General features: G+C 44.7%; 17 protein-coding genes. 2 read left to right on the top strand and 15 right to left on the bottom strand.

What is annotated here, in order from left to right; genetic code table 11:
- Positions 1-47 precede the first annotated feature (47 nt).
- The 10 genes from QNH20_RS26040 to QNH20_RS26085 form a co-directional block, all read right to left on the bottom strand.
- A complete protein-coding gene (locus QNH20_RS26040; protein WP_283920806.1) occupies positions 48-1,643 on the bottom strand; it encodes a CTP synthase in 1,596 nt (531 codons plus the stop codon).
- Positions 1,644-1,930: 287 nt separating this feature from the next.
- Positions 1,931-2,506: a DNA-directed RNA polymerase subunit delta gene (gene rpoE / locus QNH20_RS26045; protein WP_283920807.1), complete on the bottom strand. Its 576-nt coding sequence runs from the start codon at positions 2,504-2,506 to the stop codon at positions 1,931-1,933.
- 368 nt (positions 2,507-2,874) lie between these two features.
- Entirely contained in the window at positions 2,875-3,063 is a 189-nt protein-coding gene (locus tag QNH20_RS26050; RefSeq protein WP_283920808.1) for a hypothetical protein, read from the bottom strand.
- A 221-nt stretch (positions 3,064-3,284) separates the two neighbouring features.
- Positions 3,285-6,533, bottom strand: coding sequence for a fused isobutyryl-CoA mutase/GTPase IcmF (gene icmF, locus QNH20_RS26055; protein ID WP_283920809.1), 3,249 nt, complete (start codon positions 6,531-6,533; stop codon positions 3,285-3,287).
- Between the two features lie 218 nt (positions 6,534-6,751).
- On the bottom strand, positions 6,752-7,405 hold the full coding sequence (locus tag QNH20_RS26060; RefSeq protein WP_283920810.1) for a TetR/AcrR family transcriptional regulator: 654 nt from the start codon (positions 7,403-7,405) through the stop codon (positions 6,752-6,754).
- Positions 7,406-7,475: 70 nt separating this feature from the next.
- Positions 7,476-8,615, bottom strand: coding sequence for an acyl-CoA dehydrogenase (locus QNH20_RS26065; protein WP_283920811.1), 1,140 nt, complete (start codon positions 8,613-8,615; stop codon positions 7,476-7,478).
- A 156-nt stretch (positions 8,616-8,771) separates the two neighbouring features.
- Complete coding sequence (locus QNH20_RS26070; RefSeq protein ID WP_283920812.1) at positions 8,772-9,902, bottom strand: acyl-CoA dehydrogenase; 1,131 nt, start codon at positions 9,900-9,902, stop codon at positions 8,772-8,774.
- A gap of 58 nt (positions 9,903-9,960) precedes the next feature.
- Positions 9,961-10,812 (bottom strand): 3-hydroxybutyryl-CoA dehydrogenase, encoded by an 852-nt coding sequence (locus QNH20_RS26075; RefSeq protein WP_283920813.1) that lies wholly within the window; start codon positions 10,810-10,812, stop codon positions 9,961-9,963.
- A gap of 155 nt (positions 10,813-10,967) precedes the next feature.
- Positions 10,968-12,167 (bottom strand): acetyl-CoA C-acetyltransferase, encoded by a 1,200-nt coding sequence (locus QNH20_RS26080; RefSeq protein WP_283920814.1) that lies wholly within the window; start codon positions 12,165-12,167, stop codon positions 10,968-10,970.
- Between the two features lie 326 nt (positions 12,168-12,493).
- On the bottom strand, positions 12,494-14,605 hold the full coding sequence (locus QNH20_RS26085; RefSeq protein ID WP_283920815.1) for a (Fe-S)-binding protein: 2,112 nt from the start codon (positions 14,603-14,605) through the stop codon (positions 12,494-12,496).
- Between the two features lie 198 nt (positions 14,606-14,803).
- Between QNH20_RS26085 and cls the strand changes: the two genes are divergently transcribed.
- Positions 14,804-16,006 (top strand): cardiolipin synthase, encoded by a 1,203-nt coding sequence (gene cls, locus QNH20_RS26090; RefSeq protein WP_283920816.1) that lies wholly within the window; start codon positions 14,804-14,806, stop codon positions 16,004-16,006.
- Between the two features lie 134 nt (positions 16,007-16,140).
- On the opposite strand, the gene QNH20_RS26095 is transcribed toward cls, so the two are convergent.
- The 5 genes from QNH20_RS26095 to speE all read right to left on the bottom strand — a co-directional run bounded on the left by QNH20_RS26095 (position 16,141) and on the right by speE (position 20,826).
- Positions 16,141-16,320 carry an H-type small acid-soluble spore protein gene (locus QNH20_RS26095; RefSeq protein WP_283920817.1) on the bottom strand — a complete coding sequence of 60 codons (180 nt, stop codon included), beginning with the start codon at positions 16,318-16,320 and terminating at the stop codon, positions 16,141-16,143.
- Between the two features lie 263 nt (positions 16,321-16,583).
- Positions 16,584-18,257, bottom strand: a complete 1,674-nt coding sequence (argS, locus tag QNH20_RS26100; protein ID WP_283920818.1) for an arginine--tRNA ligase — start codon at positions 18,255-18,257, stop codon at positions 16,584-16,586.
- Positions 18,254-18,661, bottom strand: a complete 408-nt coding sequence (locus tag QNH20_RS26105; RefSeq protein WP_283920819.1) for a YwiB family protein — start codon at positions 18,659-18,661, stop codon at positions 18,254-18,256. The genes argS and QNH20_RS26105 overlap by 4 nt, the downstream gene beginning before the upstream one ends.
- Before the next feature lie 339 nt (positions 18,662-19,000).
- Positions 19,001-19,873 (bottom strand): agmatinase, encoded by an 873-nt coding sequence (speB, locus tag QNH20_RS26110; protein WP_283920820.1) that lies wholly within the window; start codon positions 19,871-19,873, stop codon positions 19,001-19,003.
- Positions 19,874-19,998: 125 nt separating this feature from the next.
- Positions 19,999-20,826 (bottom strand): spermidine synthase, encoded by an 828-nt coding sequence (speE, locus tag QNH20_RS26115; protein WP_283920821.1) that lies wholly within the window; start codon positions 20,824-20,826, stop codon positions 19,999-20,001.
- Between the two features lie 366 nt (positions 20,827-21,192).
- Here speE and QNH20_RS26120 point away from each other — a divergent pair, with 366 nt between their 5' ends.
- Positions 21,193-23,262 (top strand): transglycosylase domain-containing protein, encoded by a 2,070-nt coding sequence (locus QNH20_RS26120; protein WP_283920822.1) that lies wholly within the window; start codon positions 21,193-21,195, stop codon positions 23,260-23,262.
- Positions 23,263-23,542 lie beyond the last annotated feature (280 nt).

Below are 23,542 nucleotides of genomic sequence, written 5' to 3' on the forward strand. Positions count from 1 at the left end.
AACGGAGAACTGGTCCATCACCAATATATTTTTTTAACCAATCTAACTTACTTTTGAATCGTTGCCTTAATAAAATCCCTGAACAACGGCTGAGGACGCGTTGGTCTTGAAACAAATTCCGGATGGAACTGGGAAGCTACGAACCATGGGTGATCCGTAAGCTCAATAATTTCAACCAAACGGCCGTCTGGGCTCGTACCAGAGAAAACAAAGCCGTGTGCTTCCATTTCTTGACGATAATGATTGTTAAATTCATAACGGTGACGATGACGCTCATACACTACTTCATCCTCATAGGCAGCATATGCCTTCGTTCCTTCAATCAAACGGCAAGGATATAGACCTAAACGAAGTGTTCCACCTAAGTCCTCGACATCCTTCTGCTCTGGAAGTAAATCAATAATTGGATGTGCAGTTTCAGGCACAAATTCTGCAGAATGGGCATCTTTTAGCCCTAGAACATTACGGGCAAATTCAATCGTTGCCAGCTGCATCCCTAAACAAATGCCTAGGAATGGTTTCTTCGTTTCACGTGCATAGCGGGTTGCTTCAATTTTCCCTTCAATCCCGCGGTCACCAAAGCCTCCAGGAACAAGCACTCCATCCACTTCATCAAGAAGCTCAGCTACATTTTCTCTTGTAACCTCTTCTGAATTAATCCACTTAATTTCCACATCAGAATCAAAAGAATAACCGGCATGCTTCATCGCTTCTACAACAGAGATATAGGCATCTTGCAGCTCTACATATTTCCCGACAAGACCAATGCGCGTTTTGTTCGATAGGTTCAGAACGCGGTCAACTAACGCCTTCCACTCGGTCATATCTGCTTTATTCGTGTCTAATTTCAGATGGTCACAGACAATTTGGTCCATATTTTGCTCTTGAAGTGCAAGCGGGATCGAATAAAGGGTATCTGCATCCTGACATTCGATGACTGCTTTCGCATCGATATCACAGAACAAGGCAAGTTTGTCCTTCATGTCTTGTGAAACCGGCATTTCTGTACGCACCACGATAATATTTGGCTGAATACCAAGGCTGCGCAACTCTTTTACACTGTGCTGTGTCGGTTTTGTCTTCATTTCCCCTGCAGCTTTGATGTACGGGATTAGCGTACAGTGAATATACATTACATTGTCACGGCCGATATCACTTTTAATTTGGCGGATAGCTTCTAAAAATGGCAGTGATTCGATATCACCAACCGTACCACCGATTTCCGTGATAACCACATCGGCATTTGTCTCCTTACCAGCACGGAAAACGCGATCCTTAATTTCATTCGTAATGTGAGGAATAACCTGTACAGTTGCACCCAAATAATCGCCGCGGCGTTCTTTTCTAAGCACTGATGAATAAATTTTTCCAGTCGTTACGTTAGAATACTTGTTTAAATTGATATCAATAAAGCGCTCATAGTGACCTAAATCCAAGTCTGTTTCCGCACCATCACCAGTTACGAATACTTCACCATGCTGATATGGGCTCATCGTTCCCGGGTCGACGTTAATATATGGGTCGAATTTCTGTATTGTTACATTCAAGCCCCGGTTTTTCAAGAGGCGCCCAAGAGAGGACGCGGTGATGCCTTTTCCGAGTGAGGAAACAACCCCACCGGTTACAAAAATATACTTTGTCATAAATATTCCCCTTTCAGTTACAGTTTGTACATTATTCAGGTTGTTTAAGGACTTTTTGTAAAAATTATTTTCCCTATTACTCCAAAAACGAAAAAACTCCTTTATACGGGAGTTTTTTAAAAATAAAAAGCGCTCCTTCTCGCTATTGCAAGGGAGCGCATATAAGTAAATAGTGATTTGTCCTTTTTTAAGGAGCCCAAAAAAGATAATACAAGGGCTAGAATAAAAAGTCAAGTGGTTTCCTCTTCAAGAGTAAATCGACACGGTTGATTCCGTTCGAAAAAGAATTACAAGTCTTCCTCTTCTTCCTCGTTGTCAAATTCTTCTTCGTCTTCCTCTTCTTCCAGCTCATCATCAAGAGCTTCGTCTTCATCCAGCTCAAATTCTTCATCTTCCTCAAGGACATCATCATCGTCATCTTCGTCAAATTCATCGACTTCGTCAAGATCGAGATCATCTTCATCATCCAGAAGATCGTCTTCATCGGCAAAATCATCGAGGTCATCATAATCTTCATCTTCAATTTCATCGAAATCTTCTTCGTCGACAACCTTCTTCGCCTTTTTCTTCTTCGTTTTAACGGCTGCAACCACTTCTTCCTCCGCTGTATCGACAGGATACCAAACGCGGAGTCCCCAACGGTTTTCTCCTAGTGAGCGGAAGCGGCCATCGATGTTGATGTCCGTATAAAATTGTGCCAGGCGGGATCTGATCTCCTGTTCAGAAATACCAGCAGCTGCTTGAATCTCTTTTACCAATTCATTAAATGAGATTGGCTGTTTGCTATTTTTTAAAAATTCATAAGCCATTTCGATGAGGGATAACTCTTTTAATTCCTCTTTTGAGTATTGTGCTAAACTCAATATTGGCACTTCCTTTCTCTATTTAACACTCTCTTAATCGAGTAGTTAAGGGCATTTCTTTTGTGGCTAGCTCCAGCGCCTAGGGCTCGGGGTCATAAGCCAATCTGTCAAGAAGGCTAAAATGCAGCCTTCTCGCCAGCTCGTCTTATGCCTGTCGCCCCTGTTCAAGGCGCTTCCGCTTTTCTTGTTGGCTAGCTCCAGCGCCTAGGGCTCGGGGTCATAAGGCCCTGAGAACTAAGGAAAGCTCCTTAGAATAATCCTCGTAGGAACAAGGTTGCGGTTCCGAAGGCGCTTCCGCTTTTCTATTAATTTGCATATTCTTCATTATAAACAAATTCTTGCTGTTTATGCTAGTTCTAGTTAGACAATCACTTGATTTTTTCCCTCGGCAGTTCTTTTTCCTTCTGTGCCCTTAGTTTTTTTGTCTCCTTAATCGTAATGACAAGGAAGAAGATGGCCAGCAACAGGAAAGAGACGGCACCTAATTGAAGTTGATAGAGATAGTATAATGGCCAGGCAAAAATGATTAAAACAATAATTATGTGACTAGCTTTCATCTGTACTCACCTGCCTGTATTCCCTTATAAGTTTGAACGATAGTTTGATTATATAAGATAAATGATTATTTTAATATCTCCAAGAAAAATAAATTTACTAAAAAAATACAATGGCTTATAGATAAAAGCCATTGTATATAAAAAATGAATACTAAATTAACTTTGGGAATTGTTCAGCTTCTGCAATACTGTGAGGGTGCTTGACACTTTTTACCTTATTTTTACATATTCCGGCGATACTGCCCGCCGACTTCATATAGTGCCCTTGTAATTTGGCCGAGGCTTGCAACTTGAACGGTTTCCATAAGTTCAGCAAAAATATTTCCTCCGCTGACAGCCGCTTCTTTCAATCGTTTTAAGGCATCCGCCGCTTTAAGTGCGTGCGCTTCCTGGAAGGCGCGCAAATTATGAATTTGCAGCTCCTTTTCCTCGGTCGTTGCCCGAGCCAGTTCCATATTATTCACGTCTTCCTCTGAAGGAGGGTTCGGGTTCAAATACGTGTTGACCCCGATTATCGGCAATTCACCGGTATGCTTTTTCATTTCATAGTACATCGACTCATCCTGGATTTTGCCGCGCTGGTACTGAGTTTCCATCGAACCAAGCACCCCGCCTCGGTCGTTCAAGCGTTCGAATTCCTGGAGAACGGCTTCCTCAACAAGATCCGTCAGTTCTTCTACCACGAAAGAACCTTGAAGCGGATTTTCATTTTTCGTCAACCCGTGCTCTTTTGTAATTATCATCTGAATCGCCATCGCCCGGCGCACCGATTCCTCAGTTGGCGTCGTAATCGCCTCATCATAGGCATTCGTGTGCAGCGAATTACAGTTATCATGCAAGGCCATTAACGCCTGTAGGGTTGTGCGGATATCGTTGAAATCAATTTCCTGGGCGTGCAGTGAACGCCCCGATGTCTGAACATGATATTTCAGCTTTTGACTGCGCTCGTTCGCACCATACTTATCACGCATCACCGTTGCCCAAATCCGGCGAGCCACCCGTCCTATTACCGTATACTCCGGATCTAAGCCATTCGAGAAAAAGAACGACAGATTCGGCGCGAAATCATCAATGTTCATGCCGCGGCTCAGATAATACTCAACATAAGTAAACCCATTCGACAAAGTAAACGCCAACTGTGAAATCGGGTTAGCTCCTGCTTCAGCAATATGATAGCCGGAAATCGAAACAGAATAGTAGTTGCGCACTTGATGATCAATGAAATATTGCTGAATATCGCCCATCATCCTTAGAGCAAATTCTGTTGAAAAAATACAAGTATTTTGGCCTTGGTCTTCTTTTAAAATATCAGCCTGGACCGTGCCGCGAACCGTCCGTAAAGTATACGCCCGAACTTCCGCGAATTCTTCGACCGTCAATACGCGGCCAAGCTCGGCTTCTTTCTCTTGTACCTGCTGATCAATCGCGGTGTTCATGAACATCGCTAATATAATTGGTGCCGGACCATTGATGGTCATCGATACCGATGTCGACGGGTGACATAGATCAAAGCCGTTATACAATTTTTTCATGTCGTCGAGCGTACAAATGCTGACACCGCTCTCGCCGACTTTTCCGTAAATGTCCGGGCGGTGATCAGGGTCTTCTCCATACAAGGTCACCGAGTCAAACGCTGTACTTAAGCGCTTCGCGGCATCGTCCTTCGATAAATAATGGAAACGGCGGTTCGTCCGTTCCGGTGTCCCTTCACCGGCAAATTGCCGTTTCGGATCTTCGCCCTCACGTTTGAACGGGAATACCCCGGCCGTATACGGGAACGAGCCAGGAACATTTTCCTGGTAAACCCAGCGAAGGATTTCACCGTAATCCTTATATTTTGGCAAAGCAACTTTCGGAATATCAAGTCCTGATAAGCTTTTTGATTTTAACACTGTGATAATCTCTTTATCGCGGATTCTCGTAACGAATTGATCACCGGCGTAGGCAGCCTTAGTTTGCGCCCACGAACCAAGAATTTTCCTTGATTCCGGCGTCAGCAGGGCTTCGGTTTCCTGCTGGACTACCCCTAAAGCTGCAACTACTTCCGGCTGCTCGTTAACTGCAGCAATCGCCCCTTCCAGCTGGAATAATTTCCGGGCAATATTTGCCTGCTCTTCTGCCTTCTTATGGTAGCCACGTACCGTTTCCGAGATTTCCCGTAAATAATAGCGGCGGTCAGTTGGGATGATGACGTTTTGCTTTTCAACAACTGCATTTTTGCTAAAAGACGTCACCCAATCGGTCGCCATCTTTTGATTAATCTTTTCCACTAACGCCGCAAATAAAGCATTCGTGCCCGGGTCATGAAACTGGCTGGCAATCGTGCCGTACACCGGCATTTCCTCGAGCTCCTGCTCAAACAGCATATGATTACGCTGATACTGCTTTTGTACCTGGCGCTTCGCATCCTCTGAACCCTTACGCTCAAATTTATTGATAACAATTAGATCAGCAAAGTCGAGCATATCAATTTTTTCAAGCTGTGACGGTGCTCCAAATTCACTGGTCATTACGTACATCGACACATCGCAGATTTCTGTGATTTCCGCATCCCCTTGGCCAATACCGCTTGTTTCGACGATTACTAAGTCAAATCCCGCTGCCTTTGTCACGGCCACCGCATCTTTAATCGCCAGCGAAAGCTCATTTTTCGATCTTCGGGTCGCGAGGCTGCGCATATACACATTCGGTGAGAAAATCGCATTCATGCGAATTCGGTCGCCGAGCAGCGCCCCGCCCGTTTTTTGCTTTGTCGGGTCGACCGATAGAATCGCTACGCGTTTCTCAGGGAATTCATTAATAAAGCGGCGGATTAATTCGTCCGTTAATGAACTTTTTCCGGCTCCGCCCGTTCCCGTGATTCCAACCACAGGAATCCCTTTCTCGAGTGACTTTACTTGTTCAAGCACCTGCTCTGCTGTTGCCGCAGCCTCGTTCCTTTTATCCACATGTAGCTCTGCTAAGGTAATCAGCTTGGCAATGCTGTTAACGTCTCCGGATGGCAGTTTTTCGATTTGCTCGGTTACATCTGTTGTGACAGTGGCAAAGTCACAATCCCTAATCATCTGGTCAATCATGCCCTGCAAGCCAAGTACCCGGCCATCTTCAGGCGAAAAAATCCTGGCAATCCCGTATTGGTGCAGTTCATCTATTTCGCGTGGTATAATAACCCCCCCGCCGCCGCCGTATATGCGGATGTTCGGCGCCCCTTTTTCCTTTAACAGATCGTACATATATTTAAAGTATTCAACGTGCCCGCCTTGATAAGACGAAATCGCAATCCCCTGCACATCCTCCTGAATCGCAGCGTTCACGACCTCCTCCACTGAGCGGTTGTGACCAAGGTGGATGACCTCTGCCCCGCTCGCCTGGAGAATCCTGCGCATAATGTTGATTGAAGCATCATGGCCGTCAAATAAGCTCGATGCTGTCACAAAGCGGATATGATGCTTTGGCTGATAATTTCCCATCGTGCTCCCCCTTTTGTTAAAATAAACTCCGTTCCCCATTCGCTGCCTTTATTACTTTTTCGGAACTTTGTACAGTCAACGAGACCTCGCGGAGCTGAGCCACGTTTACCGGTTACTGTTGTTAAGAAATTGAAACTCGGTTACCGTTAACTCCTGTTCCGAAAGTTGAATTCGATCACATCACTGCTGTTCCAATAATTGAACCCTGCGGCCATTTGCTATTGTTCCGGAACTTTTGCAGCCGCCGGGACCTCTCCACTAATCCCCGATAATAAATTTTCAGTCTGCAATTCAATATATTCTTCCAGGGTAAATAATTTCCTTAACGCCCAGCGGCGGAAGCCCCACATTTGCCCCTGGACAAAAATATTATGAGCAATGATTTGCACTTGTTTCTCTGACAGATGGAGCTCTCCATTTTCGACACATCTCGAAAGCAGGTTCTCAAACATGCCGACCATTTCCATTTCTTTTTTTAACACATATGGAAGAGCGTCCTTCGAAAGCGACTTTACTTCTTGATACATCACGAGTACTTCCGCCTGCATCTCATCCATCACCTGAAAAAAGTTGGCAATTCCAAGCTTTAAGCTATCCAATGTCCCCTTTTTCAAGGCGAGATCCTGCTGCAGGCGCTCACTGACATGGTCATAAATGCTGTCACAAACAAGATAAAGCACGTCTTCCTTTGTGCGAATGTATTCATACAGCGTACCGATGCTAAATCCTGCAGCTTTGGCAATTTCCCTTGTCGTCGTCCGGTGAAACCCCTTTTGTTTAAAAAGTGCTACGGCCCCTTTGATCATTTGATCCCGTCTTTTTTGCACAAGGCGCTCATCCTTAACCGAAGCCTGTACTTCCCGCTTATTCATGCCGCTAACCGCCTTTATTCAAATTAGGCGATCCTTAATTGCCGCCTTTCTGTTTGTTAATGCCAGATGGTTATTTCGTTAACATTCTCGAAATAACCAGGCGCTGAATTTCCTGTGTCCCCTCATAAATCTGGGTTATTTTTGCATCGCGCATGAAACGCTCTACAGGGTAATCCTTCGTATAACCATAACCGCCAAAAACTTGAACCGCTTCGGTCGTCACCTTCATCGCGGTGTCGCCTGCAAATAATTTTGACATCGCTGATTCTTTACCGTATGGTAAGCCGTTTGACTCGAGCCATGCCGCTTGATAGGTTAATAGTCTTGATGCCTCAATATTTGTGGCCATATCAGCGAGCTTGAAACTGATGCCTTGGTTCGCAGCAATTGGTTTGCCAAACTGGTGGCGTTCCTTTGCATAGTCAACAGCTGCATCAAGGGCACCTTGGGCGATCCCAACAGCTTGGGCAGCGATGCCATTGCGGCCGCCATCAAGGGTCATCATCGCAATTTTAAAGCCGTCGCCTTCTTCCCCGAGCCTGTTGGCAACAGGAACCTTGCAATCTTCAAAAATAATCTCAGTTGTCGGTGATGAACGAATACCGAGTTTCTTTTCTTTTTTACCAACAGAGAAGCCTGGGAAGTCGCTCTCGACAATAAATGCTGTTGTTCCTCTTTGCTTGCTTGATGGGTCTGTTAAGGCAAACACCACATAAATATCGGCCACGCCGCCGTTTGTGATGAAAATTTTTGAACCGTTGAGGACGTAATGGTCGCCCTCTAGGCGTGCTGTCGTTCTCATCCCGCCTGCATCGGAGCCGCTGCCAGGTTCCGTTAAGCCGTATGCACCAATTTTCGTTCCTTCTGCCATTGGGCGCAGATAGGTTTGCTTTTGCTCCTCGCTGCCGAATTTGTAAATCGGCCAGCCGGCAAGGGAGGTGTGCGCAGAAAGAAGTACGCCTGTTGACGCATCAACGCGGGACAGCTCCTCTACAGCAATACAATAAGCAAGATAATCACTGCCAATGCCGCCATACTCTTCCGGCCACGGAATCCCTGTTAAGCCTAGCTCCGCCATTTTGTCAAAAATCTCCCGGTCAAAGCGTTCTTCCTCATCCCGCTCCGCCGCTGTCGGTGCCACTTCATTTCGCGCAAAATCACGCACCATTTTGCGAATCATTTCATGCTCTTCGGATAATTTAAATTGCATTTTTTAGTCCTCCTTTTATGTTTACTACCTATTTTTTTCCCATTACTACCTATTTTTCATTGCTTACGACGTTTTCCAGGCTCTTTATGACATATTTGAGATACTTTACAACATTTATTGGATAATATCGCAAAAATAACACTTTTCTCTTCCAAATTAAAGATACTTACTAATCACAATCCGCTGAATTTCACTCGTACCTTCGTAGATCTCCGTTACCTTAGCATCGCGGAAGTAGCGTTCAACTGGGTAATCTTCCGTATAGCCATAGCCGCCAAATACTTGAATCGCTTCAGAAGTGACCTCAACTGCTGTCCTTGTAGCAAACAACTTTGCCATCGAGGCTTCCAAGCCGCATTTCAAGCCTTGGCTCCGTAAATCCGCGGCACGATAAACTAATAGTTTTGCTGCCTCGACACTTGTCGCCATGTCAGCTAGCTTAAAGGCAATCCCTTGCTGCGCAGCAATCGGCTTGCCAAATTGCTGGCGTTCCTTCGCGTAGGCAGTTGCTGCCATTAGCGCAGCCTCGGCAATTCCGAGTGCCTGTGTCGCGATCCCAATACGGCCAACATCTAGGTTTGCCATGGCAATTTTAAAGCCTTCACTTTCATTGCCCAAAAGATTTCCCACTGGGACATGCAAATCTTCAAACGTCAGCTGTACGGTTCTTGATCCGTGCAAGCCCATTTTTTTCTCATCCTTACCGATAATGAGACCAGGGGTATTTTTTTCCACAATAAACGCGGCAATGCCTTTTGTGCCTAATTTCGGATCGGTAGTCGCAAAAACGATATAAATATCGGCCTCGCCGCCATTCGTAATAAACATTTTTGAGCCATTGAGAACATAGTGATCGCCCTTCTTGACAGCCCGGGTCTTCAAGCTCGCGGCATCAGAACCTGAGCTTGGCTCGGTTAAACAAAAGGCACCCAAATACTCTCCTGAGGCAAGCTTCGGAACATACCTTTGCTTCTGTTCTTCTGTCCCGAAGTAAAGAATCGGGTTCGTACAAACCGATGTATGAACGGATAGAATGACACCAATTGTGGCGCTTACTTTTGAAAGTTCATTTATCGCAATGATATAGGAGGTAAAATCCATTTCGGCACCGCCGTATTTTTCCGGAACTGGAATACCCATCAGGCCAAGTTCACCCATTTTTCGAAGAATTTCTCGAGGGAATTCTCCTTTTTCCATCTTCTCTATAAACGGGGCAATTTCGCTCTGGGCAAAATCGCGCACCATTTTTCGCATCATTTCTTGTTCTTCAGTAAATGTAAGATTCACATTGATTTCCCCTTCCCGAGGATTTTTTATAAAAAAATTGCAGGCGTTTGCCGTACTATTATTCGTATTTGTAGAACCCGCGTCCTGTTTTCTTGCCGAGCCAGCCTGCTTTGACATACTTGCGCAGCAGCGGGCATGGACGGTATTTGTCATCCCCGAAGCCTTCATGAAGCGTTTCCATAATAAACAAGCATGTATCTAAGCCGATAAAATCAGCCAAGGTCAGCGGTCCCATTGGGTGATTCATACCGAGCTTCATCACCTCGTCAATTGCTTCCTTCGTGGCAACGCCCTCGTACAACGTATAAATCGCTTCGTTGATCATTGGCATAAGTATGCGGTTGGACACGAATCCAGGGAAGTCATTGACTTCAACCGGCACCTTGCTCAAGGTTTTTGTCATATCTTCAATCACTTGGTACACTTCATCGGCTGTTGCCAGGCCGCGGATAATTTCTACGAGTTTCATCACCGGTACCGGATTCATAAAGTGCATCCCGATCACCTTTTCCGGACGCTTCGTCGCTGCAGCAATTTCGGTGATGGGTAGTGATGACGTATTGCTCGCTAATATCACATGTTCCGGAACAATTTCATCTAATTGGGCAAAAATCTTCGCTTTGATTTCCATATTTTCAACAGCCGCTTCGATAACAAGATCAACACCGCTTGCATCGTTCAGGTTTGTTGACGTAGTCAGTCTTGCCAATACTTCCTGCTTCTGTTCCTCTGTCATCCGGCCTTTATCGACGCTGCGCGATAGATTTTTATTGATGACTCCTAAGCCGCGCTCGACGAATTCTGGTTTTAAATCGTTTAATACCACCTTGTATCCTGCTTGGGCACAAACCTGAGCAATTCCTGAGCCCATCTGCCCTGCGCCGATAACCATTACATTTGAAACCTTCATGTTTTCCCCTCCAATTTTGGAGCCAAAAATAATTTTCAGCCCTTCTTTTAAAAAAATTCCTTTTATTTATGACTAGATTGGCAGATTTCCTATTTTTTCTACATCTATTAAAAAAATCATAATTTATCAGCGAATTTGCATGATTTATCGGCGAATCAATTTTCCCCTTCTGATTTCGGCACCTCGATCATCACAGCATCACCCTGGCCGCCGCCGCTGCAAATCGCAGCAATACCAATTCCGCCGCCACGGCGCTTCAGTTCGTGCATCAATGTGATGATAATGCGCGCTCCGCTTGCGCCAATCGGATGCCCTAACGCAACCGCACCGCCATTGACATTGACCTTTTCCGGGTCTAGTCCGGCTATTTTTCCGCTAACTAAAGCAACAGCGGCAAAGGCTTCGTTAATTTCAAACAAATCAATTTCATCTAAGCTTCTGCCGGTTTTTCGTAAAAGTTCATTAATGACAAGTCCCGGTGTTTGCGGGAAATCCTTTGCTTCTATAGCAATTGCGGCATGGCCAAGAATTACGGCTTCCACCTCACGGCATTCCCGTACAGCACGTTCTTCACTCATGAGCACGAGGGCGGCCGCACCGTCATTAACACCAGGGGCATTCCCGGCGGTAATCGTTCCTGTTGAATTAAAGACTGGCGCTAGTTTGGCAAGACGTTCTAAAGAAGTATCTTTTCGCGGCCCCTCGTCTTGCGTGACAACGACCGGTGCCCCTTTTCGCTGCGGTACCTCTACTGGAACAATCTCTTTAGCTAATTTCCCGCTCTCGATGGCCGCAAGTGCCCGGACATGACTTCTTAATGCCCACTCGTCCTGAGCCTCACGCGTAATCTCCATTTCTGCGGCTGTCGAGTTTCCGTAAGTCCCCATGTGAACACCGGTAAAGCTGCAGCTTAAGCCGTCATGAATCATTAAATCCTTAACGGAAGAATCGCCCATTCTAAAGCCCCATCTTGCTTTTGGTAAAATATATGGGGCGTTGCTCATCGATTCCATCCCGCCTGCGACGATCACTTCTTCGTCTCCTGCACGAATGATTTGATCGGCTAATGTAACAGAGCGCATCCCGGAGGCACAGACTTTATTAATCGTTTCTGTTTTAACTTCCCATGGAAGGCCGGCATAATGCGCTGCCTGGCGGGAAGGGATTTGCCCCTGTCCACCTTGTAAAACTGTTCCAAGAATGACTTCCTGTACTTCTTCTGGCTTTACACCTGCTCGTACCAATGCCTCTTTTACAGCGAATCCCCCAAGCTGTGAAGCAGTAAAGCTGCTCAATGCTCCCCCTAATTTTCCAAATGGTGTTCTAACCCCGCTTAAAATAACTGTTTTTCCCATTCTAAACACTCTCCCTTTTCCCAATATTCAGTCATATAAATTTAAAAAATCCTTTTAATAAACCGGTGACTGAACGCTCGCTCATTATTTTGTGAAAAATTTAGCGCCAGCCTTACTGCCAACGCTCTATTAACAAAAAGAGGAAATGTAAGCGTTTTTATTCATATAAACTATTTTACATAAAAAATAGCAGAAGTTGAAATGTTTTACACGAAATTATTCAAATTCTTCGAAAATTCCCAACTCCTGCTATTCTATATTTCTGATTTATTTCTTGGGATTGGATCCCAACTTCATTTATTGCTAACAATTAGCCAAAATCCATGTTAAGACGCAAACGATTCAGGGGCGCCGCAAACTGCTCTTTCAAGCAATTCAGCTACATCGTAGGTGGAAACCTTTTCTTCGATCTCTTTTGCCTTTGTTCCGTCTGAGAGCATCGTTAAGCAGTATGGACAGCCAGAACTGATCACCGAAGGATTAGCGGCTAGAGCTTGCTCCGTTCGGCTTACGTTAATACGGTGGCCTGTTTCTTCCTCCATCCACATCAAACCGCCGCCGGCCCCACAGCACATTCCTTTTTCACGATTACGTTCCATTTCCACAAGTCTCACGCCTGGAATCGCTTTTAAAATTTCCCTTGGTGGATCGTAAACGTCATTGTAACGGCCTAAGTAACAAGAATCATGGAAAGTGATCGTTTCGTTTACTGCATGCTTCGGAACAAGTCGTCCATCCCTTACAAGGTCATAAAGAATTTCTGTGTGGTGATACACTTCCGCCTCTAAGCCGAAATCAGGGTATTCATTTTTGAAAATATTATAGGCATGCGGGTCAATCGTAACGATTTTCTTCGCCTCAGCCTTTTCAAATTCCTCGATATTTTTTACAGCAAGTTCTTGGAACAAGAACTCGTTTCCAAGGCGGCGCGGTGTGTCACCGGAGTTCTTCTCTTTATTTCCAAGGATAGCGAACTTCACTCCTGCTTCATTCATCAGCTTCGCGAACGATAACGCAATCTTTTGGCTGCGGTTATCATAGGATCCCATCGAACCAACCCAGAATAAGTATTCAAATTCTTCTCCGGCCTTGTTCATTTCTTTTACAGTAGGAATATGAACATCCTCGCGCGCTTCACGCCAGCTCTCACGCTCTTTACGGTTTAAGCCCCACGGATTGCTTTGGCGCTCAATATTTGTCATCGCGCGCTGGGCATCAGCGTCCATTTTTCCTTCTGTTAAAACAAGATAACGGCGCAGGTCGATAATTTTGTCAACGTGCTCATTCATCACCGGGCATTGGTCTTCACAGTTGCGGCACGTTGTACAAGCCCAAATTTCTTCTTCGGTAATGATATCACCGATTAGGCTTGGGCTGTAAGCGAGAGCAGCAGCAGATTCCTGAGCACCTTGCCCTGCTGCAGCAAGGGCAATTTGATTTCCTTTCGTGTTAGCAAAAGCGAACGTCGGCACCCATGGCTGCTTCGAGGTAACCGAGGCGCCATAATTGGTAAGATGGTCACGCATTTTCACAATTATGTCCATTGGTGACAGCATTTTACCCGTTCCAGTAGCCGGACACATATTGGTACAGCGCCCGCATTCAACACAGGCATAAAAATCAATCATTTGGTGCTGAGTAAAGTCTTCAATTTTTCCAACTCCAAACGATTCTTGTGATTCATCTTCAAAATCAACCTTTTTCAACTTACCTGGTTTTTCTAATCGGTTAAAGTAGACGTTTGCCGGTCCGGCAATTAAGTGCGCATGCTTGGACTGCGGTACGTAAACTAAGAAGGTTAACAAGAATAATAAATGCGCCCACCATGCCAGATAAAAAATGACAACGGCTGCAGTTTCACCAAGCCATGAAAATGCCATGGAAATGACGGAGGCGACAGGCTCTGTCCATGCAGGGTCTTCGCCGTGCCAAATGATTGACATGCCGTTTCCAATTAAAACAGAAACCATCAAGCCGCCGATAAACAACAGCACAAGGCCTGATTTAAAATTACGCTTTAAACGGACTAATTTTTCCACATAACGGCGATAAAATGCCCAAATGACGGCAACTAAGATCATCAAGGTGACGATTTCTTGGAAAAAAGTAAACCCGGCATACAGCGGACCAAGCGGCAGGTGTGCCCCAGGTTTAATCCCTTTGATAATAAAGTCAATGGCACCAAATTGAACTAAAATAAAGCCGTAAAAAAACATGACGTGGATGGCGCCGCTTTTTTTATCCTTTAGCAGCTTCTTCTGCCCAAACACATTCACCCAAATTTTTTGCAGACGCTCTTTCACATTGTTGTCAAACTCGACCTTTTTGCCAAGCTTAATAAATTCAATCCTCGTTTTGACCACATAAACGAACAGACTGATTGCGTAAGCGGTTACAGCCAAAAATGCAATGAGGTTGACCCATAAAAGACCATTCATGTAAAACGCCCCTTTCTTTGTTTTCCTATCCCCTGTTTTTGTAAGTAGTAGAAAATAATAAATTTTCTGAACTTATACTTATCTCTATTATATAATGAATGAGCATTCAGTCAACCAATTTTTTGTATAATTTGTTCGACTTATAGAAATGGCAGCCTTCGGAAACACTAACAAAACTGAATGGGGGAAAGATTGTCAATGAAATTTGTACTCATTTTAAGCGGACTTGTCCTTCTCATCATTATTTGGCTCGTCATTGATTTTAGATTAGGGCGCCGGAAGCATCTTTTGGCTGCGGGCAACACGGAAACCGCCATCCTCCACGGCAATTTTGAGATTTTTACGCACGGAAAGGAATTGTTCCACAATTATTTTACTGATATTTACCAGGCAGAAAGGCATATCCATGTCCTCTTTTACATTGTTAAAGATGATGCGGTCAGCCAGGAATTTTTTTCGATTTTAAAAGAAAAGGCACGTGAAGGTGTGGAAGTCCGGGTGTTGCTTGACCGGATCGGCAGCTGGAAGATTACCAAGGCGACGGTTGCGGTATTAAGGGAAGCGGGTATCCAATTTGCTTTTAGTAATCGGATTAAGCTTCCTTTTCTCTATTATTCATCGCAGGTACGAAATCACCGGAAGATCTCAATTATTGATGGGGAAATTGGCTATCTCGGCGGCTTTAATATTGGAAAAGAATACATTGATGAAGACCCGAAGCTTAGCCCGTGGCGTGACTATCATTTAAAGATTACCGGTGAGAGCGTGAATTTTTTGCAAAGTGAGTTTTTAATTGATTGGAACGAGTATTCCGGGGAGGATCTCCAGGATTATCCGGATTATTTCCCTGAATTGCCTAAGGGTGCTGTCCGCCACCAATATATTCCGACAGAGGCGGGTCAGCTTGAAGAAAATTTTATCAGGCTTATCCGAAAAGCAGAGCAGTCGATAATAATTGGCTCCCCTTACTTTATTCCAAGCACCAAGATTTTTGCTGAACTGCTGGAATCGCGGCGGCGAGGCGTCAGCATTACGGTGATGGTCCCTTTTACGGCGGATCACCTTCTTGTACAAGAGGCTTCGTTTCGCTATTTACGGCGACTTCTTGAGGCAGGTGCTTTGGTTTATCAATATAAAAATGGTTTTTATCATGCCAAAACGATTGTGATTGATGACAAAATCTGCGATATTGGTACCGCCAATTTTGATAAACGGAGCTTATTTTTAAACAAAGAAATCAATTGCTTACTCTATGATCCTGCCTTTATCGAGCGCTTAAAGGCCGTTATTACAAATGACATTCTCGACTCAGAGCCATTAACTCTGGCAGTACTGAATAAACCGAACCTGCTTAGGAGTGTGAAAGAACGCATCGCCGCTGCCCTTTCATACTTCCTATAAAACCCTTTTGTCCACACCAGACGGACAGTGTCCACGAACGGTGTCAGGCACCATGTGAAAATTTCACAATGATGTCTGGCTCTAATTAGGCACCAAATAGGAAGAGTCCCCGAACGTTTATCGGAGACTCTTTTCTACTCTTCGATTAAGTTTAGTACAGGAACGTCGCGCTCATGGTCCGGGTCGGTTCTGGAATAAATCCGTGCTATTTTTGCCGTTTCATCCACATGTTGGATGATCACAGGGGTGCCATCATAGGTCACATTAATCATCTCAGCAGATTCGAGAATTTCTTTTGCTCTTCCTACATTCATGCGTTCTCCTCACTCCTCATTTTAAAAATCTATCTTTAATATTTGTATTTTTTTGGGAGATATTCATATTTTAAAGACTCTTTCCGTGAAAATCAGTATGCCAATTATTCATTAAAGCCTTTCCGGTTCACTTTTTTAAATTACTATCCACTTTCAACAGTTTTCTTTCCGGTTTCGAGGATTTACTGTCCACTTCAAAAATTTACTCCAAAAAACAAATAAAAAAGGCCCCCTTTCCATGAAAAAGGGGGGGCCTGCATAATTTACATTTTTTCCGGAGCCGAAACGCCAATCAACGCTAAAGCATTCTTTAACGTGATTTGCACTGTCTTCACTAACCCAAGACGTGCCTTCGTCCGTTCAGGCTGCTCGCTGTCGAGCACCTTTTCCGCATTGTAAAAGCTGTGGAATGTCGACGCTAACTCGAAAATATAGTTTGTAATCCGGTGCGGTACACGCTTCACTGCGGCCTCGCCAACGGCGGACGGGAACTCACCCAATTTTTTCAATAAGTCAATTTCCTTTTCCGACGATGCCACTAATGAAAAATCAGCATCGGCAGCAACCGTCACACCCTGTTCTTCGCCCGCACGCAAAATACTGCAAATTCGAGCATGGGCATACTGCGCGTAATAAACCGGATTTTCATTCGACTCCGACACTGCCAAATCCAAATCAAAGTCCATGTGGGTATCCGAGCTGCGCATCGCAAAGAAATAACGGGTCGCATCAAGGCCGACCTCATCAACCAAATCCCTCATCGTCACAGCCTTTCCGGTCCGCTTACTCATCTTCATCTTCTCGCCGTTTTTATAAAGATGGACAAGCTGGATAATTTCTACCTCAAGCGCCTCGCGGTCAAACCCTAGCGCCTGAATCGCTGCCTTCATCCTTGGGATATAGCCATGGTGATCAGCCCCCCAAATATTAATCAACTTTTCAAAACCCCGCGCAAGTTTGTCCTTGTGGTAAGCGATATCCGGTGTCAAATACGTATAAGAGCCATCTTGCTTAATCAAAACGCGGTCCTTATCGTCACCAAAATGAGTCGAACGCAGCCAGGTCGCCCCGTCTTCGTCATACACATAGCCGCTCTTACGAAGCGCCTCCAAAGCCTCATCAATTTTTCCATTTTTGTAAAGTGAGGTTTCCGAGTACCAGACATCAAAGCCCACGCGGAAATCCTCTAAATCACGCTTCAACTTTTCCATTTCGTATTTCAAACCATACTCACGGAAAAATTCAAATCGCTCAGCGTCTGGGACCTCAACATACTTATCGCCAAACTCTTCCGCCAGCGCCTTCCCGATGCCGACAATATCAGCACCATGATAGCCGTCCTCCGGCATATCCTTTTCCATGCCAAGCGCTTGAAAATAACGAGCCTCAACAGACAATGCCAGATTATTAATCTGATTACCGGCATCATTAATATAATATTCTCTTGAAACGTCATAGCCAGCCTTGTCTAAAATATTACACAGCGAATCGCCGACAGCAGCACCACGGGCATGTCCAAGGTGCAAGTCCCCCGTTGGATTAGCCGAGACAAACTCGATCTGGATTTTCTGGCCTCCGCCCACGGTAGTCGAGCCGTACTTGTCCTCCGCTTCAAGAATGGTCGGAATCAAGTCGGTTAAATAATCATTATTCATATAAAAATTAATAAATCCCGGTCCTGCCAACTCAATTTTTTCAATCGAAGCCTGCGAACGGTCGAAATTTTCCATCAAGCTTTCAGCAATCATCCGCGGTGCCTTTTTCGCCACCCTTGCTAGCTGCATTGCCATATTCGTCGAATAATCACCGTGTGCTTTTTCTTTCGGAGTCTCTAAGATCACATCGGGAATCTGTTCTTCAGTTGCAAGCCCCGCCTTCAGCACCGCCGCACGAATTTCTTCTTTTATTTTACTTTGAACCTGTTCAACTATATTCATTTTTGCTCCTCCTGAAAGGTAATTTCTAAATGGTATGTACCGCCGGGCGAGCCCTGCATCGTGAAATCATAAAGAATGTCAATCAGACCATCCGAATGCTCAATTTTTTTCGCCATTGTTAACGTTTCAAACGTACCAAACGGCATCTCGTAGCTGCCGCGCATTTTTTTATGTAAACGAAACGGAAGCCGCATTTTTACCGCACCGCCCCTTAAGATCAGCGCCTCATCCTCCGCCACCTTCACAATCGTACGGACACTTCCTTCCTCCAGCACTTCCTCATACTGCAGAAATGAAGCAGCTTCCTTTTGATAGTATCGGCCAAACACCGTCAATTCAAAAGTCTCCTGCTCATCTATCGTCGTTTTCACCTTAATTTTCACCGGAATTTCATGGTTTGCCAAACGCAATTGCACTTCCTTATAGTATTTTTACACAAAGTCTGCCCTTATTTCTGCAAAAACCGATTTACAATATGCAACAAATGGAGTTTATTTGTGAAATTTTACGGTTTATTTGTGAAACCCCACGATTTATTTGCGAAACTTCATGATTTATTTGCGAAACAACCCTATTTATTTGCGAACCATAATTTTTTTAAAAGGAATCTTTGATTGCTCGCTTACTTTATTCTAGCCCTATCATTAACTTGGGTACATTATCGCATACTTTCCCTATTATACATTGTTACTATGCAAATCAAAAGATGCCTGCCCCAATGGGACAGGCACCAACTTGAAAGATTATTTCACCCAACCTAGCAACATTTCACGAATTAATTTGCTCGCTGTGTTCGCAGTTTGCTCTGATGGATCGTAAATCGGCGCAACCTCAACAAGGTCACCGCCGACCACCTTTACCTCTGAACGAGCAATTTCATGAATCGAGGCAAGCAGCTCTTTCGACGTGATTCCTCCGCAATCGACGGTACCTGTTCCAGGCGCATGCGCCGGGTCAAGCACATCGATATCGATTGTTACATAAACCGGACGCCCGGCAAGCGTTGGCAGGATTTCTTTCAACGGCTCAAGCACATCAAATTTTGAAATATGCATGCCATTTTGCTTCGCCCATTCAAATTCCTCCTTCATCCCGGAACGGATTCCGAAGGAGTAGACGTTTTTCGGCCCAATTAATTCAGCAATTTTACGAATCGGGGTAGAGTGTGACAATGGCTCGCCTTCATAATTCTCACGCAGATCGGTATGTGCATCAAAATGAATAATCGCTAAATCCGGATATTTTTTATAAACAGCCCGCATGACAGGCCATGATACCAGGTGCTCGCCGCCCATGCCAAGCGGGAACTTTCCTGCCGCTAGAATTTGATCGACAAACTCTTCAATTAAATCAAGGCTGCGCTGAGCGTTTCCAAACGGGAGCGGAATATCACCGGCATCGAAATATTTAACCTCTTCTAATTCACGGTCGAGATAGGCACTGTACTCCTCAAGACCAATCGACACCTCGCGGATTCGGGCCGGGCCGAAGCGCGAACCTGGGCGATAACTCACCGTCCAATCCATCGGCATACCGTAAAGCACAACCTGACTCTCTTCAAAATTCGGGTGGCTCTTAATAAAAACATTACCCGAATAAGCCTCTTCAAAACGCATCAAACATCCCTCACTTTCTAGGTATTCCCCTAGAACCTTTTTATTTAAGCAAATTTTCGCTTTTTCACCGGGTTCGGTCATGTAGACCTATATTAACAGGAATGCTTGCCTTACTCCCGTTTAGTTTATTTCACTAAATCGCCAACAAACTTAGGCAATACAAATGCAGCTTTGTGAAGTTCTTTTGTATAGTATTTTGTTTCGATTTCGTGGAAACGGTCTTCGCTTACTTCTAATGGATCGTATTTTTTTGAACCGATTGTGAAAGCCCATAGGCCGCTTGGATACGTAGGAATGTTAGCTACATACAAACGGGTAATTGGGAAAATTTCTCTAACGTCGCGCTGAACATTGCGAATTAAATCCGCTTTAAACCAAGGGTTGTCCGATTGAGCAACGAAAATGCCATCTTCTTTTAACGCCTTGGAAATTCCCGCATAGAAGCCTTTTGTAAACAGATTTACCGCCGGGCCAACCGGCTCAGTTGAGTCAACCATAATAACATCATACTGATTGTCGCTTTCAGCGATATGCATAAAGCCATCGCCCACCTGTACGTCTACACGCTCATTCTCAAGCCATCCCGCAATCTCAGGCAAAAACTTCTTCGAATACTCGATTACTTTTCCGTCAATATCTACAAGTGTCGCTTTTTTCACGCTTGGGTGCTTTAACACCTCACGAATAACGCCACCGTCACCGCCGCCGACAACAAGCACATTCTCAGGATTTGGGTGCGTAAATAGCGGAACATGTGCCACCATTTCATGGTAAACGAACTCATCTTTAACAGAAGTCATAACCATGTCATCTAAGAGCAGCATGTTGCCCCACTCTTCTGTTTCAATCATATCCAGCTTTTGAAATTCCGTTTGCTCTGTATGTAATGTTTTATTTACTTTCATTGTAATTCCAAAGTTTTCGGTTTGCTTTTCTGTAAACCAAATTGTCATATTTCATCTTCCTTCCATATTTTTATTCATTTTCCAGCTTCCGTACTCAGCGACTAATGTGCTTCTGTGCATCTGCTTTGTTTTTAATTTTATCGTACCCAACCTATTGAATTACAAACAGAAAAAAAAGTCTAGCAAAATTTAAAGAATTTTTTCATGAATGTTTAAAAAGACTCTATTTTTTCAATACTATTACTATCTATTTTTTTAAAAACTGGAAAAATAAAATAACTAGTTGCAGCGCTTAGTCCCTCGAGGCAGCTTCTTTCCTGTCAATGAAGTCAAAGAATGACTTCACTGCCTGGCCTTCCAGCAATTTCCGAGGGTGTTCAAAGCGCTTCCGATTTTAATTGTGAGGTGAACATAATGGAAATCATGACTGATCAAGGGTTTCGAAAGACGGTTAAATATTTACGGGCATTTATTATCATCAGTTTGATAGGCATGATTTGCGTGCTCATTCTCTTTCTTGGCATCCTTGCTTATGCCAAAATTTTAGGCGCGCCGCCGCTCGCCGTGCCGCAATCGACGCTGTTTTTTGCTGACGATGGCAGCTTGATTGGCGAAAGCCATAGCGGGCAAAAACGATATTGGGTCAAACTCAATGATATTTCGCCTGATTTAGTGAATGCGACCGTCTCCATTGAGGATAAAAATTTTTACGAACATCATGGTTTTGATTTTAAACGAATTGCCGGTGCCGTGATTGCTGATATTCAAGCCTTCGCCAAGGTGCAAGGAGCAAGTACCATTACTCAGCAGTATGCCAGAAATCTGTTTCTCGAGCACGACAAAACGTGGAAACGGAAGCTGACGGAGGCGTTTTATTCAATCCGCCTGGAAATGAGCTATTCGAAGCAGGACATTCTCGAAGGCTATTTAAATACCATCTACTATGGCAATGGTGCCTATGGTGTAGAAGCAGCCAGCCAATATTATTTTGGAAAAAAATCCTCCGACTTAACCCTCGCCGAAGCAAGCATGCTCGCGGGAATTCCAAAGGGACCGGGTACCTACTCACCGCTTGCTTCAATGGAAAAAGCAAAAAGCCGCCAGGCAATTATTTTACAAACCATGGTAAAAAACGGCTATATCAGCAAAAACACCGCAAAAACAGCCGCTGAAAAGCCGCTCAAATTAGTGGGCGTCCATACAACGCAAAAAGTAAAGTTAGCACCGTATTTTCAGGATGCGGTTAAAAATGCACTGAAAAATCAATTGCATTTAGATGACAGTACGATTGCCCTCGGAGGTTTAAAGGTTTATACGACACTCAACCTAAAACAGCAGGAAGCCGCCGAAAACCAGGTCAACAAATATGTGGCCAGCTCCTCGGAAATCCAGGTCGGCCTTGTTGCGATGGATCCGAAAAACGGCTATGTAAGAGCAATGGTTGGAGGCAGGGACTATGACAAAAGCCCGTTTAACCGCGCGGTTCAAGCAATTAGGCAGCCGGGCTCGACCATCAAGCCGCTCTTGTATTACGCCGCTCTTGAGCACGGTTTTACCCCATCCTCGACGATGCGGAGCGAGTTTACGACCTTCCATTTTGATGATGGCCAGGCCGATTATACACCGCATAACTTTAACAACAAGTATGCCGACGGTGAAGTCACTCTTTCCCAAGCATTAGCCGTATCCGATAATATTTTTGCCGTAAAAACGCATTTATTTTTAGGAGAAGAGACGTTAATCGAGACAGCGAAGAAATTTGGCCTTTCTACCAAAATGGCTAAGGTTCCGTCGCTGGCTTTAGGAACTTCAGGTGTTCGGGTAATTGAGATGGCGGGTGCCTATAGCCTGTTATCTAATGGTGGAAAGCGGGTCAACCCGACGTTGATTACAAGAGTTGAGGACTATAATGGCAATGTTATTTTTGAAAAAGAAAATGTGGCAAAAAAAGCTTTAGATCCGGCAAAGGCCTTTGTAATGACGCAGATGCTGACTGGGATTTTCGATGCAAAATTAAACGGCTATGCTAAGGTAACCGGAAGCACGATTACGAAGGATATTACTCGTCCTTATGCAGGAAAGTCAGGCTCAACGGAAACGGACAGCTGGATGATTGGCTACTCTCCGCAGATTGTGACGGCGGTCTGGACAGGGTACGATGTCGGAAAACCAATTGATCTAACTACGGAAAAAACGTACGCGAAGAATATCTGGGTCAACTTTATGGAGGAAGCGTTACAGGGGAAACCCGTCAAGGCGTTTAAACCGCCAAAAGAGGGGGTTGTCGGTGTTTACGTGAACCCGGCAAATGGCAAGCTGGCAACAAAGGATTGCCCTGTCCGACGCTACACCTATTTCGTTGCCGGCACCGAACCGACCGAATATTGCACCGATCACTTAAAAAATTCGGACGAATCGCCGACGAAAAAGCGGGATCACAAAAAAGTACCGTGGTATAAGAAAATTATGCCTTGGGGGAACTAAGAAAAGCGGAAGCGCACGTTTAGCGGCGTATAGACTCCTCGAAAAAGCTAACGCTTTTTCTTCGTGCGATGCCTATGCTGCCGAAGCCTTTCTTGTGGAGCGCTTCGACTGAGATAAAGGAAACACGGAGAGCGAAAGCTTTTCCGTGTTGACTTATCGTAGGGAGAAGAGCGAAGTCTACTAGCCGCTGGGCGCTAGAGCTGGGCAATTCTCAAAGTCGAAATTTATACTTTCATTTCTTCTAAATGAAAAGCTCCGGATTGCTCCGGAGCTTTTCTTG

Origin of the sequence: Neobacillus sp. WH10 (assembly GCF_030123405.1) — a bacterium.
Classification (GTDB): Bacteria; Bacillota; Bacilli; order Bacillales; family Cytobacillaceae; genus Neobacillus.